This window comes from Acinetobacter sp. 1542444 (assembly GCF_000581835.1).
Taxonomy (GTDB): Bacteria; Pseudomonadota; Gammaproteobacteria; order Pseudomonadales; family Moraxellaceae; genus Acinetobacter; species Acinetobacter pittii.
This window is the reverse complement of record NZ_JEYA01000002.1, coordinates 498,431-512,785: the sequence shown is the minus strand read 5'-3', so window position 1 is coordinate 512,785 and position 14,355 is coordinate 498,431. Positions and strand designations below refer to the sequence as shown.

The 14,355-nt window shown below is 39.1% G+C and carries 13 protein-coding genes; 7 read left to right on the top strand and 6 right to left on the bottom strand.

What is annotated here, in order from left to right:
• Positions 1-65 precede the first annotated feature (65 nt).
• From fusA to rimI, 5 genes are all read left to right on the top strand, one after another.
• Complete coding sequence (gene fusA, locus J580_RS11315; protein WP_002120436.1) at positions 66-2,204, top strand: elongation factor G; 2,139 nt, start codon at positions 66-68, stop codon at positions 2,202-2,204.
• 95 nt (positions 2,205-2,299) lie between these two features.
• Entirely contained in the window at positions 2,300-3,490 is a 1,191-nt protein-coding gene (tuf, locus tag J580_RS11310; RefSeq protein WP_005065785.1) for an elongation factor Tu, read from the top strand.
• A gap of 205 nt (positions 3,491-3,695) precedes the next feature.
• Entirely contained in the window at positions 3,696-4,577 is an 882-nt protein-coding gene (locus J580_RS11305; protein ID WP_002121792.1) for a metal-dependent hydrolase, read from the top strand.
• Between the two features lie 235 nt (positions 4,578-4,812).
• Positions 4,813-5,688: a metal-dependent hydrolase gene (locus J580_RS11300; RefSeq protein ID WP_002121736.1), complete on the top strand. Its 876-nt coding sequence runs from the start codon at positions 4,813-4,815 to the stop codon at positions 5,686-5,688.
• A 106-nt stretch (positions 5,689-5,794) separates the two neighbouring features.
• On the top strand, positions 5,795-6,256 hold the full coding sequence (gene rimI / locus J580_RS11295; RefSeq protein ID WP_032004240.1) for a ribosomal protein S18-alanine N-acetyltransferase: 462 nt from the start codon (positions 5,795-5,797) through the stop codon (positions 6,254-6,256).
• On the opposite strand, the gene J580_RS11290 is transcribed toward rimI, so the two are convergent.
• The 3 genes from J580_RS11290 to trxB all read right to left on the bottom strand — a co-directional run bounded on the left by J580_RS11290 (position 6,242) and on the right by trxB (position 8,877).
• Positions 6,242-7,057, bottom strand: a complete 816-nt coding sequence (locus J580_RS11290; protein WP_032004238.1) for an arginyltransferase — start codon at positions 7,055-7,057, stop codon at positions 6,242-6,244. The two genes, rimI and J580_RS11290, sit on opposite strands and share 15 nt — an antisense overlap.
• 18 nt (positions 7,058-7,075) lie before the next feature.
• Positions 7,076-7,807, bottom strand: coding sequence for a leucyl/phenylalanyl-tRNA--protein transferase (gene aat, locus J580_RS11285; protein WP_032004237.1), 732 nt, complete (start codon positions 7,805-7,807; stop codon positions 7,076-7,078).
• A gap of 122 nt (positions 7,808-7,929) precedes the next feature.
• On the bottom strand, positions 7,930-8,877 hold the full coding sequence (gene trxB / locus J580_RS11280) for a thioredoxin-disulfide reductase (protein ID WP_032004236.1): 948 nt from the start codon (positions 8,875-8,877) through the stop codon (positions 7,930-7,932).
• A 269-nt stretch (positions 8,878-9,146) separates the two neighbouring features.
• Here trxB and J580_RS11275 point away from each other — a divergent pair, with 269 nt between their 5' ends.
• Complete coding sequence (locus tag J580_RS11275) at positions 9,147-12,200, top strand: DNA translocase FtsK (RefSeq protein WP_032004234.1); 3,054 nt, start codon at positions 9,147-9,149, stop codon at positions 12,198-12,200.
• Positions 12,201-12,349: 149 nt separating this feature from the next.
• A complete protein-coding gene (gene rhtC, locus J580_RS11270; RefSeq protein WP_032004232.1) occupies positions 12,350-12,970 on the top strand; it encodes a threonine export protein RhtC in 621 nt (206 codons plus the stop codon).
• 55 nt (positions 12,971-13,025) lie between these two features.
• Here the strand turns inward: rhtC and J580_RS11265 are convergent, their stop codons facing one another.
• From J580_RS11265 to minE, 3 genes are all read right to left on the bottom strand, one after another.
• Positions 13,026-13,565, bottom strand: coding sequence for a tyrosyl-tRNA synthetase (locus tag J580_RS11265; RefSeq protein ID WP_032004231.1), 540 nt, complete (start codon positions 13,563-13,565; stop codon positions 13,026-13,028).
• Positions 13,566-13,710: 145 nt separating this feature from the next.
• Entirely contained in the window at positions 13,711-13,998 is a 288-nt protein-coding gene (locus tag J580_RS11260) for a PA4642 family protein (protein ID WP_002121755.1), read from the bottom strand.
• Positions 13,999-14,081: 83 nt separating this feature from the next.
• Complete coding sequence (minE, locus tag J580_RS11255; protein ID WP_000896934.1) at positions 14,082-14,354, bottom strand: cell division topological specificity factor MinE; 273 nt, start codon at positions 14,352-14,354, stop codon at positions 14,082-14,084.
• Between the last annotated feature and the right edge of the window lies 1 nt (position 14,355).

Genomic DNA, 14,355 nt, shown 5'->3' with positions numbered 1-14,355 from the left:
ATTCGCGCGCATCAATTTAATTGGTGCGTCCTGTTTTAAATATAACATTTAGGAATGTAGACATCATGGCTCGCCAAACCCCAATTACTCGTTACCGTAACATCGGTATTTCTGCGCACATTGACGCAGGTAAAACAACTACAACTGAACGTATTTTGTTCTACACAGGTGTATCTCACAAAATTGGTGAAGTACACGACGGTGCAGCAACAATGGACTGGATGGAACAAGAGCAAGAGCGTGGTATTACAATTACCTCTGCGGCTACGACTTGTTTCTGGTCTGGTATGGGTAACCAATTCGAACAACACCGTATCAACGTAATTGACACCCCGGGACACGTAGACTTCACAATCGAAGTTGAACGTTCTATGCGTGTTCTTGACGGTGCGTGCATGGTTTACTGTGCTGTAGGTGGTGTACAACCTCAGTCTGAAACTGTATGGCGTCAAGCGAACAAATATAAAGTGCCTCGTTTAGCATTCGTGAACAAGATGGACCGTACTGGTGCAAACTTCTTCCGTGCTGTTGAGCAAGTTAAAACTCGTTTAGGTGGTAATCCTGTTCCTATCGTTGTGCCAATTGGTGCTGAAGATACATTCCAGGGTGTTGTTGACCTTATCGAAATGAAAGCGATTATCTGGGATGAAGCATCTCAAGGTATGAAGTTTGAATATGCTGATATCCCAGCTGACCTAGTTGATACGTCTAACGAATGGCGTACAAAAATGGTTGAAGCTGCGGCTGAAGCTTCTGAAGAATTAATGGACAAGTACCTAGAAGAAGGTGATCTTTCTAAAGAAGACATCATCGCTGGTTTACGTGCTCGTACATTAGCTTCTGAAATTCAAGTAATGCTTTGTGGTTCTGCGTTCAAGAACAAAGGTGTTCAACGTATGTTGGATGCTGTAATTGAATTCTTACCATCACCTACAGAAGTTAAAGCGATCGAAGGTATCCTTGACGACAAAGACGAAACTAAAGCGTCTCGTGAAGCATCTGACGAAGCTCCGTTCTCTGCGCTTGCGTTCAAAATCATGAACGACAAATTCGTAGGTAACTTAACATTCGTACGTGTTTACTCTGGTGTTCTTAAACAAGGTGATCCGGTTTATAACCCAGTTAAAGCTAAGCGTGAACGTATCGGTCGTATCGTGCAAATGCATGCGAACGAGCGTCAAGATCTTGATGAAATCCGTGCAGGTGATATCGCAGCGTGTGTAGGTCTTAAAGACGTTACAACTGGTGATACATTATGTGATGAGAAAAACATCATTACTCTTGAGCGTATGGAATTCCCAGAGCCAGTAATTTCATTGGCTGTTGAACCAAAAACTAAAGCAGACCAAGAAAAAATGTCTATCGCTTTAGGTCGTTTGGCTAAAGAAGATCCGTCGTTCCGTGTTCGTACAGACGAAGAATCTGGTCAGACAATTATTGCTGGTATGGGTGAACTTCACCTTGACATCATTGTTGACCGTATGAAGCGTGAATTCGGTGTTGAAGCTAACATTGGTAAACCAATGGTTGCTTACCGTGAAACGATCAAAAAGTCTGTTGAACAAGAAGGTAAGTTCGTACGTCAAACTGGTGGTAAAGGTAAGTTTGGTCACGTATATGTACGTCTTGAACCGCTTGATGTTGAAGAAGCTGGTAAAGAATACCAATTCGTTGAAGAAGTTGTTGGTGGTGTAGTACCTAAAGAATTCTTTGGCGCGGTTGACAAAGGTATTCAAGAACGTATGAAGAATGGTGTATTGGCTGGTTACCCTGTTGTTGGTATTAAAGCGACATTATTCGACGGTTCTTACCATGACGTCGACTCTGACGAATTATCGTTCAAAATGGCAGGTTCTTATGCCTTCCGTGATGGTTTCATGAAAGCGGATCCTATCCTTCTTGAACCTATCATGAAAGTTGAAGTAGAAACTCCAGAAGACTACATGGGCGATATCATGGGTGACTTAAACCGTCGTCGTGGTATGGTTCAAGGTATGGACGATCTTCCTGGTGGAACAAAAGCAATTCGTGCAGAAGTTCCTCTTGCTGAGATGTTTGGTTACGCGACTCAAATGCGTTCTATGTCTCAAGGTCGTGCGACTTACTCTATGGAATTTGCTAAATATGCTGAAACTCCACGTAACGTGGCTGAAGGCATCATCGCTAAATTCCAAGCTGGCGGTAAAAAAGGTGACGACGAGTAATCTTTCGATTACTATAAGCCCAAACTAATTTCTTAGTTAAAAACCAAGTGCTCATGGGGTGACCCTCCATGAGTAGTTTATAAAGGAAGATCATCATGGCTAAAGCCAAGTTTGAACGTAATAAGCCACACGTAAACGTGGGCACAATCGGTCACGTTGACCATGGTAAAACAACTTTAACTGCTGCGATTGCAACAATTTGTGCAAAAACTTACGGCGGTGAAGCGAAAGATTACTCACAAATCGACTCAGCACCTGAAGAAAAAGCACGTGGTATTACAATTAATACTTCACACGTAGAATACGATTCTCCAATTCGTCACTACGCGCACGTTGACTGCCCGGGCCACGCCGATTACGTTAAAAACATGATTACTGGTGCTGCTCAGATGGACGGCGCGATCCTTGTGTGTGCTGCGACTGACGGTCCAATGCCACAAACTCGTGAACACATCCTTCTTTCTCGTCAGGTTGGTGTACCTTACATCATCGTATTCTTAAACAAGTGTGACCTTGTTGATGATGAAGAATTACTTGAATTAGTAGAAATGGAAGTTCGTGAACTTCTTTCTACTTATGACTTCCCTGGTGATGACACTCCAGTTATCCGTGGTTCTGCGCTTAAAGCGTTGGAAGGCGATGCTGGTCAATATGGTGAGTCTTCAGTTCTTGCTCTTGTTGAAGCGCTTGACTCTTACATTCCAGAACCAGAACGTGCTATCGATAAAGCATTCTTAATGCCAATCGAAGACGTATTCTCAATTTCTGGTCGTGGTACTGTAGTAACAGGCCGTGTAGAAGCTGGTATCGTTAAAGTTGGTGAAGAAGTAGAGATCGTTGGTATTAAAGATACAGTTAAAACAACTGTAACTGGCGTAGAAATGTTCCGTAAACTTCTTGACGAAGGCCGTGCAGGTGAGAACTGTGGTATCTTACTTCGTGGTACTAAGCGTGAAGACGTACAACGTGGTCAAGTACTTGCTAAACCAGGTACAATCAAGCCGCACACTAAATTCGACGCAGAAGTATACGTACTTTCTAAAGAAGAAGGTGGTCGTCACACTCCATTCTTAAATGGTTACCGTCCACAGTTCTACTTCCGTACAACTGACGTAACTGGTGCAATCCAATTACAAGACGGCGTTGAAATGGTTATGCCAGGCGACAACGTTGAAATGTCAGTAGAATTAATCCACCCAATCGCAATGGACCCAGGTCTACGTTTTGCGATCCGTGAAGGTGGTCGTACTGTAGGTGCTGGTGTTGTTGCGAAAGTAACTGCATAATCACTTTCAGTGAAAAAAAGCGCTCTTTTTAGATCGCTTTTTTTAATACTTAATTGTCTAACAACCACTATAAAGGCTGGCCCTAACTGATATTTCAATGTCCTTATTTCCCCTTAATCCTTTTTATTAAATTTGTATGATAAGAATCAAGAAAACGAACAATAAAGTTTGAGTAACTAGGGTTACTTACTAAGGAGCTTTGGGTATGAATGCTAAAGTGAATATTACGAATCGTGCAGGTGCAAGCTTTCCAGTACGTCGTATGAATTTTGACTTTAATGATGTACCAGAATATTGGATGAATGGTTCTGCTGGACTCACACATTTTATGACTGCATTGTCAGCATTGTTTCCAGCTGGTGAGAAATTCTTTATAGATAGTGTACGAGCAGTACGTTATCACCCAGCTATTAAAGATGATGAAGCGCTCCAAAAAGAGATTAGTGCTTTCATTGGGCAAGAAGCAATGCATACTCAAGAGCATGTAAACTTCAATGCTTCTGCTCAAAAGTTTGGCCATGATGTAGAAACGTTAGAAAAATTTACCGATACGGCAATTCAAACAGCCATTAAAACTTTTGTAAAAATTGTCAAACCTTTCGGTATGACAAAAGAAATGGTTGACTTGACTGCTACAACGGCTCTTGAGCATTTTACCGCTACTATTGCGTCGCAATTATTGGTCAATAAGCACATTCAAGAGCTTATGACAGATGAGACAATGTCAACAATGTGGTATTGGCATGCGATTGAAGAAAATGAGCATAAAGCCGTAGCTTATGATGTGTACGAAGGTGTGTTTGGTAAAGGCATAAAAGCTTATGCGTTACGAACCAGTTCTTTAGTGTTTGCTATGACTTTAATCTTTTTGATTCAGTCATCCTTTGTGCTTCGTTTATTAAAGCAAGATAACAAGTTGAATTTAGATGAACTATCAGTAATTTATAAATACGGATATAGCCCATCTAAAGGTATTATTAGTGGTATGGCTAAAGAAATGTTAGCTTACTTTAAACCTGGCTTTCATCCAAATGATCTAGATACCGTTGGTCTATTGAAAACATGGAAAGCAAAATTAGGTTTATAGATTTAATTCATGATTTATAAAGGGCCGATAGTGGCCCTTTTTTATTTTTCTATAACTATTTTAAAGAGATCATGGAGCAGATATTGCACCTTTATGTGTCTATGAATGACCTCATCTGATATTTCTCTGTCCTCATCTGCACTTAATTGGTACTTCGAAAGACGTATGATTATAAATATTAAGAAAATAAATAAAGTTATATGTGAATTAGCTATTCACTTAAAAGGAGTCTGAGATGAATGCTAAGGTAAATATTTCCAATCGTGCTGGCGCTAGTTTCCCTGTGCGTCGTATGGATTTTGAATTTGCTCAGGTCCCACGTTATTGGGCAAATTATGATGCAGCATTAACACATTTTATGACAGCATTATCGGCCCTTTTTCCAGAAGGTGAGCAGTTCTTTGTAAATAGTACACGTGCTGTTCGAAATGATCCAAAGCTTGCTGATCCAGATCTTCAAAAAGAAATTAGTGCTTTTATTGGTCAAGAAGCGATGCACTCCAAAGAGCATTTAGCATTTAATGCTTCAGCGCAGGCTTATGGTTATGATGTGCGCCATATGGAAAAGCAAACAGGAAAAGTCATTAAGATGGGTACAGCTGTTGTAACCAAATTGATGAAACCTTTTGGCTATACCAAAGAAATGATTGATTTAACTGGAACCTGTGCTCTAGAGCATTTCACATCGACCATTGCAGCTGAACTTTTACAAAACCCTGAAATTCAGGCCATGTTCCAAGACGACACTATGTATCATTTGTGGATGTGGCACGCAGTTGAAGAAAATGAACATAAAGCTGTGGCATTTGATGTGTATACAAGTATGTACGGACAAGGTCCGAAAGCTTATTTTATGCGTTCAACAGCCTTGATTATTGCAATGGCATTAATCTTTGCAACGCAGTCTTATTTTACTGCTAAGTTACTTAAGACTGATGATAAATTAACTTGGAAAGATACGAAATACATGCTTAAGTTCATGTATGGTCGTAAAGGTTTTATGACTCGTCAAATTCCAGAGTTACTTGATTTTTTAAGACCAAAATTTCATCCAAATGATTCGGATACCACCGCATTGCTAGCAACTTGGCGTGAAAAATTAGGTCTTTAAAAAATACTGAAAAAAGGGCAATTCAATTGTCCTTTTTTTTGCTCGTTTTTTCTTGGGAAGTTTTTATAATACGCACTACTTTAGAATCTTCATTGCGTTGAAACTCATGATTCGTATTATGCAAAACACTGATGTGGATATTGTCGTTCAAATTGAAAAATCAGTTCAGACCCATCCGTGGTCAAGACAGCAATTTATTGAATCTTTGAACTCTTATCAATGTACAGTGGTTGAGTCACAAAACAGAGTGGTTGGGTTTTGTATTTTACAGCCTGTTTTAGATGAAGCTAATTTGTTACTCATGGCAATTGATCCTAAAATGCAAGGGCAGGGTTTAGGGTATGAGTTATTAAATGCATCGATTGAAAAATTAGAAAATCAGCCAGTGCAAATCTTTTTAGAAGTACGTGAAAGTAATAAAGCCGCTATCGGTTTATATGAAAAAACAGGCTTTCACCAAATTGACCTGCGCCGCAATTATTATCCTACTCAAGAAGGCGGGCGGGAACATGCAGTCATTATGGTAAAAACCTGTACAGATGATTTCGCATCTTTATTTAATGATTAAATTATTCCATTCAGAAGGTAACGTTGTCATAAGAGACGTACCTAGCTGTTGAATTTCCTCTGGTGACAATGATCGGTTTAAACGACGCCATTGTCCATCAAGTAGAAGTTCTAAAGGTGTATATTGCGATTTATAGTTCATTTTAGCTGAATGAGGCACCCAATAGCCTAAATAAAGGTACTCTAAACCGAGCGATTTCACATATTCAATTTGGTTAAGAATAGAGTAGACACCCAGTGATCTGCGATGTTCGTCTGGATCAAAAAACGTATAGACAGCCGACAATCCATCATCCATTAAATCGCAAGTAGAAACACTAATGAGACGATTGTCTTTCCAAAGCTCAAGAAAAAAACTATCTGTGCAGCTATGTACTAAAAACTTTTCAAACTGATCTAAGCTCGGCGGAAACATATCACCATCTGCATGGCGTTCATTAATATAGCGTTCGTATAAATCATAATGAATTTGGGCTGCTTGTCGCGTAGGCAGAACAGTCATGGTGAGAGCTTGATTTCGTTTCCATGCTTTTTTTTGCATGCTGTTCATTTGGAAATCGGCCACTGGGACACGACAAGACAAACATTGTCTACATAAGTGACATTCAGGGCGATAAACAAAATCGCCACTACGGCGAAAGCCTAAACGAGAAAGTTCTGAAAGAGTGACCACATCAATTCGATGGATAGGGTCTAAAAACACCATGCGTGCAGATTTATTTTCTAAGTAGCTGCAATCATGAGGTGGAGTAATATAATACTGCAGATCATTTAAAAGGGACTTCGGGTGATATGATTTCATGATTGGTCCCTCCTGTTATCATTCCATTAATTTTGCATCTAATGCTATTGTTTTACTTGAAAATACACGTTCTTGATACTTTTTCCAATTGATAGAGGGGTGAATAATTACATCTTGTAACGATTTTAAGTAGTCTTGACGAGAAAGTGTACTGGCTCCCAGACTAATTAAGTGACTGTTTACGAGTTGGCAGTCTATCCATGGTAGCTGATTTTCTTGTCCAATGAGCATTAATGTATAAAAAGCCATTTTTGAAACATCGGTTTCGTTGCTAAACATTGACTCACCAAAACACCCTTTACCAATCGTAACACCATATAAACCTCCTACAAGCTCCTCTTGTTGCCATACTTCAATACTGTAACCATAACCAGCACTAAACATCTCACAGTAGCCCTGGATAATATCTTCACTAATCCAGGTTTCGTCTGCATAACTTCTTGGCAAAGAGCAAGAGCGAATAACTTGTTCAAAGGCATGATTAACCGTAATTGCATAGTCATGTTTTTTCATATTTCTCAGTAATGACTTGCTGGGCTTGTAGTTTTGAGGGTAAATCAGGCAACGAGGTTCTGGGCTCCACCAACAAATCGGCTCATCTTCATTAAACCAAGGAAAAAGACCATGGGTGTAAGCTTCAAATAGTGTAGAAGGGGAGAGGTCTGCTCCAATACAAATTAAACCATGCCCATCTGGGTCAGCTTCAATCGGGTCAGGAAAAATGAATTGAGAAAGTGGAAGTGTATTCATAGAAACAAAATAAGATGAGCTTAAGGTTATGCTATAAAAATTAATATATGTCAGCTAGTCATTATTCTAAAAAAAACAGCCGTTATAAGAACGGCTGTTTTTAAACTCTAGAAATCTATTAATTAAAGATTATCTAGATATTTTTCAGCATCTAGAGCCGCCATACAGCCAGACCCAGCAGAAGTAATCGCTTGGCGATAAATGCTGTCAGCGACATCACCAGCAGCAAAAACACCAGCTACAGAAGTCGCTGTTGCATTACCATAGGTACCACTTTGTACTTGGATGTAGCCATCACGTAAGTTTAACTGGCCTTCAAACATTCCAGTGTTTGGCTTGTGACCAATTGCTACGAACAGACCATGAACCTCTACGTCTTGCTTAGAATCATCTTGAGTTGATTTAAGGCGAACACTGGTTACGCCAGTATTGTCACCCAATACTTCTTCAACTTCGTGGTTCCAGATAATGCTGATTTTGCCTTCTTTTTCTTTGGCAAATAAATGATCTTGCAAAATCTTTTCAGAACGTAAAGTATCACGGCGATGTACTAACGTTACATGTGAAGCAATATTTGATAAATAAAGTGCTTCTTCAACAGCAGTGTTACCACCACCAACAACCATTACTTTTTGGTTTTTGTAGAAGAAACCATCACATGTTGCACATGCGCTTACACCTTGACCCATAAAGTTTTGTTCAGACTCTAGGCCAAGATATTGAGCTGTAGCACCAGTTGCAATAATTAACGCGTCACATGTGTACTCTTCCATGTCACCTTTTAAAACGAAAGGACGTACATTTAAGTCCACTTCGTTAATATGGTCATAGACGAGTTCTGTACCAAAGCGTTCAGCATGTGCTTGCATACGATCCATTAATGCAGGACCTGTTAAACCTTCAGGATCGCCCGGCCAGTTGTCAACTTCGGTTGTTGTTGTAAGTTGCCCACCTAGTTGTAAACCTGCAATTAAAGTAGGTTTAAGGTTTGCACGCGCTGCATATACTGCTGCACTATAGCCCGCAGGGCCAGAACCGAGAATAATTAACCGAGAATGACGAGCACTCATTGAGGGTATCCTTATTTATTTCGAGAATTTTGAAAATTATACGTGAATTTGCCGATCAATAGCGTTAAATCAATGTGGATAATATTGATCAGGTCAATCGAATTAAGTTATATAACAATATAGAAGTGCCTTATGTTAACAACAACTGTAAAGAATCATGCACCTTTTTTGTAAGAACAGGTGCATAATATAAAGTTCATTCGTTGAAGATCTAAAATGTAGTTCTTCACATCTCTAAACCAATAATTAAATGGGTTACAGGACAGTATATGACTGCGGTGTCAAGTGTTTATGCACAGCGCTTATTGATGACATTATTCTTGGTTTCTTTTGGTATTTATATGTTTCTGGCAACAGTAACATATACACCATTTGATCCGGGCTGGATGCATATTTCCAGTGATACTCAGCAAGTATCCAATGCAAGTGGTATTGCTGGTGCATGGATTGCAGATTTGCTGTTTGGTTTTTTAGGATGGGCAAGTTTGCTTATTCCAATTTTTCTTTTCATTGAAGCAATTCAGGTTTGGTGGCCACGTAGTTTCCTAAATCGCCCATTTCGTTATGCTGCACAATTCTTCTTAATTTTAGTTGTATCTAGCTTACTTTATTTACACTGGAATGTGCCGGCAGATACTTTAGATAATGCAGCTGGGGGAATTATTGGTTACGAGCTAGGTCAAAGTCTATCTCAATTGTTAACAATTTACGGTGCAACCTTATTTTTACTGGTTTTCGGGGTAGTGTTGTTTACTCTTGCATTTGGGGTGCAATGGAGTAAAACATGGGTTACGCTCAAAGCTACACCAAGTTATTTACAAGATTTATTTTATAAGAACGTATCTCCGAATGAATCAGATTATGACTTAACAACTCACCCTGCCAATAAAGCAGCCGTGGTTAAAGTTGCGGACAATGCAGAAACGAATGCGAATGCTTCAGATGAGAAAGAAACACCAGTTCAACCTGAATCAGCTCAACCGCAATCTACCACAACACGACATGATGCGGTTGCCGAGCGCTTATTTGCAGATGTGCTAGCGAAAGAACAGAGCCGACCTGAACCTGTTACAGATACACCAGTTGCAAATAATCAGAATTTTGAGCAGACGCTTGAACAGGCCCATAAGCTTGAACGAGATAGCCAACGTTTAGTTGCGACTGGCGAAGTATGGCGTGCTTTACAGCGTGATGATGCGAGTCATAAGCAAGAAATTGATGCGCTTTTAAGAGCTGCTGATGATTCGACAGAGATAGAACAAGTTCCTGCTCATGAGCAATTCCAGCAAACAATTTCTCAAGTAAATCAAAATCAACCATCATCAAAACAAGACTTACATGGTCTTGATTGGAATGATGATGAGATTTTTGATGAGTTGCTTGCCGCGGTTCCAAACAGTAAAACTGCAACAGATGTGCATACACCGTTTGTTCAAGATCACCATGTAGAAGCCGAACCAACTTCGCAATCTGTTAATATTGCGAATGAAACATCTTCAAATATTTCAAATTTAAATCAATCACCTAAAAATTTGGCAAACGAACAAGTCCTTGAAGATTTTGATGATTTATTAATAGATGAAGACATTGCCCCAACTGAACCTGTGAGAGCAAGTAGTTATGCGCAATCTTCAGCATTTGTAAAAGCTCCTATTCAAACGACTATTCAGGCCGACAAACTTTCAAAAGAAGAGTTTATTGAAGCTTGGCAGGAGACTGCTGGGAAACCGCAGGAAAATTCTGATTTTGATGAAGACGATTTCGATTTTGATGCGCCGTTAACAGACGCATCAGGCCGCCCAATGTCTCGTGCAATGCAAGTTGCTAAGAAGCGTTTGGATTTACCAACTTTACCGGGTCTTGACCTACTTGATAAGGTCGATCCAAATAAGAAAGTCAACTTTACTGAAGAGCAACTTTCACGTTTGTCTGAATTGCTTGAAATTAAATTGCAAGAATTTAACGTAAAAGCTCAGGTGGTAGAGGCTCAACCAGGGCCAGTTGTAACTCGCTTTGAGTTAGATTTGGCACCGGGTGTTAAAGCTTCTAAGGTAACGAATATCTCACGTGACTTGGCGCGTTCAATGTCGATGGCATCGGTCCGTGTGGTGGAAGTCATTCCAGGTAAACCATATATTGGTATTGAAGTGCCAAACAGTGCCCGTGAAATGGTACGTTTGATTGAGTTATTGGAAACACCAACATATCGCGACCCAAGTGCATTAATTAGTATGGCGATGGGTAAAGATATTTCAGGTAATCCTGTACTCACTGATTTAGCGAAAGCACCACATATGTTGGTTGCTGGTACGACAGGTTCTGGTAAATCGGTTGCGGTCAACTCGATGATTTTATCGATGTTGCTTAAATATACGCCTGACCAATTACGTTTAATTCTAATCGATCCAAAACAGCTAGAACTTGCAAACTATAATGATATTCCACATTTATTAACTCCAGTCGTTACTGACATGAAAGATGCGGTAAGTGCTTTGAACTGGTGTGTGAATGAAATGGAACGTCGTTATAAGCTTATGTCGTTCTTAAAAATTCGTAAATTAAGTGACTACAACCGTAAAGTTGAAGAAGCGATTGCGAATGGCGAAGACTTAATTGATCCGACTTGGAAGCCAAGTGATTCGGCGACACAGGAACGTGCACCTCGTTTAACGCCATTACCATCTATTGTCATTGTTGCGGATGAGTTCGCCGACATGATTATGCAAGTAGGTAAAAAAGCAGAAGAAATGATTACCCGTTTGGCGCAAAAATCTCGTGCTGCTGGTATTCACCTATTGCTTGCAACTCAACGTCCATCTGTTGATGTTATTACCGGTTTGATTAAAGCCAATATTCCAACGCGTGTAGCACTACGTGTAAACAGTAAAATTGACTCACGTACTATTTTGGATGCTGGTGGTGCAGAAGACTTGTTAGGTCATGGTGATATGCTGTTCTTAGGCCCTGGTAAAATTGAGCCAGAACGTGTGCACGGTGCTTTCATTAGTGATGATGAAGTAAACCGTATTTGTGATGCTTGGCGTGAGCGTGGCGAGCCTGATTATATTGATGAAATCTTGACTCCATTTGATGAAGAGCCTGCATCACGTGGCTTTGAAGAGGGTGAGGGTGGTTCTGACCGAGATGCACTTTATGATCAATGTGTGTCCTTCGTATTAGAAACTCGAAAAGCGTCTACATCTTCGCTACAGCGCAAATTTAGCCTTGGTTATAACCGTGCTGCTCGTATTATTGATCAAATGGAAGAGAACGGCATTGTGAGCTCAATGGGCCCTAATGGTAAGCGGGATATTCTAGTTTAATACGTATAATTTAAGCCTCTTCGGAGGCTTTTTTATAACTTAAATAAAGTGAACCTATTTATAAATGACTTAAAGATTTTATCGTCTAGTAAAAAATGCTAATGTATTTTCCCTAAATAAATAACAATGAATTAAATCAGGAGAAAGACATGCTATTAGCTCTGATTACTTTAGCCTTTATTCACTTTTGCGCACTTATTACTCCCGGGCCTGATTTTTTCCTTGTATCTCAAACTGCCATTAGCCGGTCTCGTAAAGACGCTATGCTGGTCGTTGCTGGTATAACGGCGGGTGTTATGTTTTGGGCGTGCTTGGCACTGATGGGGCTAAATCTTATCTTTGAAAAAATGGCTTGGTTAAAGCAAGGGTTGCTCATTGCTGGTGGCTTATATCTATGTTGGTTGGGCTATCAGATGCTACGTTCAGCTTTTTCAAAAAATGAGCAAGAGGGCAATGTTGCTGTTGAGCTCCCAAAAGCATCTTACTTATTTTTTATTAAAGGTTTGATAACCAATTTATCAAATCCAAAAGCTGTTATTTATTTTGGTAGTGTTTTCTCTTTATTTTTAGCTAATCCTCAACTTGATCAAGTTCACTGGCTACTCTTTATTATTGTCACGGTCGAGACAATTTTATGGTTCTGCTTTGTGACTTTTATTTTTTCACTACCAAGTTTTAGAGCAGCTTATCGTAATTTTTCAAAATGGATTGATGGCATTTCGGGTGGTATTTTTACCGTATTTGGTATTTTCCTGATTGGTAATCGATAAGTCTAGATAAGAAAAAAGCCTCTTTTAGAGGCTTTTTTAATTGCTAAATTTTAGATCATTGATATAGGAATAATATAACAAAACTGAAAAGAATCAGCAGCCACATGATAGATCCTATAATAATTAAAATGATTTGAGGTGTATTGAATTTTTCTTGCTCAATTGTCGTATTTAGTTGTTTTTGTGCATAGTTCAACGCTTTAAAGGCTGGGATTAAAAATATAATGCTGCAGAGCGAGATAAGCCAGTAAGGATCAGGTAAGCCAACCAGTAAAGATGTAATGAGATATCCTAGATACATCCAACCTGAAGAGAAATCATTAGTATACCCTTGTTCTTTTGCGTATTTTTTTATGTGATTAAATAGTGAATATAAAAAGAATATAGAAAAAATTGCACGAGCAGCAGGCATAATATTTAACTTATCTTTGATTAGAAAAAATCGCCATGCTTTAAACATCCACCAAATTGGGTATAAGCCAAACGAAATTAAGGATAGAAAGATAAACTTATTAACACTAATAATTTTTAAATTTTCTATATGATTTGACTGGATGGATTGTGTTTGTTTTAAATTAATATGTTCTGGGTTCATAAATTTATATTTAGAATTAAATGGTATTGATGACTTTAAGATTATTTGTAATAAATGTAAATAATTTAGGTAATTGAATAAACCACATAATCTATCTCTTAAGTTTTACTAGGATAGATTATGCAGTGTTATTCAAATAGAAAAGCTAGGCAAACTTTGCTAGAACTTCTAAAAATGGTGCTGATTGACGCGGAAACTTAGCAATTACATCATGGATGCGTTGGCCTTCAGGGTCTTTGGCATTAATATCACGCCCGTCCGCAATAAATTGCGTTAAAAGACGCTCATAGTCTGTTGGGCGCATATGTTTGAATGCATGGTAGAGCACATGAAAATCTGCATTCACACCACTTGGAGGAAGTTGGTTGAGGTAGGCAAAAACACGCTCATCGGACCATTCTTCATTGAAAGTTGCTGGCTGTGATAATGCCATGACAATCTCCTCATTTTAAAAAAGGCAAAATAACTTGCGTTATTTTGCCTTGATTCTGATTTATTGAATAGTCAGAAATAGAATTATCGTTCTTCAGGTAAATTGATATTCATTTCTAACATTTCGATATTAGCTTCAGAGCGAACTTGCATTTGGATATGCTGTTCACCTACACCGCTAACATAACGACTAACCACTTGCATGATTTCTTTTTTCATCTGATCAATTTTGTCTTGGCTTAAACGGCGGCCTAAACCTTGTTCAGAAGCAACAATAACTTTCAAACGATCTTTGGCAGTTTGAGCACTTGATGGTTTTTCTTCGCTGCTAAATAATTTACTCCAGAATCCTGCCATA

What these genes read in the sequence shown, in the direction of transcription:
- fusA (WP_002120436.1), top strand. Translation starts at nt 66, where the DNA reads ATGGCTCGCCAAACCCCAATTACTCGTTACCGTAACATCGGTATTTCT.
- tuf (WP_005065785.1), top strand. Translation starts at nt 2,300, where the DNA reads ATGGCTAAAGCCAAGTTTGAACGTAATAAGCCACACGTAAACGTGGGC.
- J580_RS11305 (WP_002121792.1), top strand. Translation starts at nt 3,696, where the DNA reads ATGAATGCTAAAGTGAATATTACGAATCGTGCAGGTGCAAGCTTTCCA.
- J580_RS11300 (WP_002121736.1), top strand. Translation starts at nt 4,813, where the DNA reads ATGAATGCTAAGGTAAATATTTCCAATCGTGCTGGCGCTAGTTTCCCT.
- rimI (WP_032004240.1), top strand. Translation starts at nt 5,795, where the DNA reads ATGATTCGTATTATGCAAAACACTGATGTGGATATTGTCGTTCAAATT.
- J580_RS11290 (WP_032004238.1), bottom strand. Translation starts at nt 7,057, where the DNA reads ATGAAATCATATCACCCGAAGTCCCTTTTAAATGATCTGCAGTATTAT.
- aat (WP_032004237.1), bottom strand. Translation starts at nt 7,807, where the DNA reads ATGAATACACTTCCACTTTCTCAATTCATTTTTCCTGACCCGATTGAA.
- trxB (WP_032004236.1), bottom strand. Translation starts at nt 8,877, where the DNA reads ATGAGTGCTCGTCATTCTCGGTTAATTATTCTCGGTTCTGGCCCTGCG.
- J580_RS11275 (WP_032004234.1), top strand. Translation starts at nt 9,147, where the DNA reads ATGACTGCGGTGTCAAGTGTTTATGCACAGCGCTTATTGATGACATTA.
- rhtC (WP_032004232.1), top strand. Translation starts at nt 12,350, where the DNA reads ATGCTATTAGCTCTGATTACTTTAGCCTTTATTCACTTTTGCGCACTT.
- J580_RS11265 (WP_032004231.1), bottom strand. Translation starts at nt 13,565, where the DNA reads ATGAACCCAGAACATATTAATTTAAAACAAACACAATCCATCCAGTCA.
- J580_RS11260 (WP_002121755.1), bottom strand. Translation starts at nt 13,998, where the DNA reads ATGGCATTATCACAGCCAGCAACTTTCAATGAAGAATGGTCCGATGAG.
- minE (WP_000896934.1), bottom strand. Translation starts at nt 14,354, where the DNA reads ATGGCAGGATTCTGGAGTAAATTATTTAGCAGCGAAGAAAAACCATCA.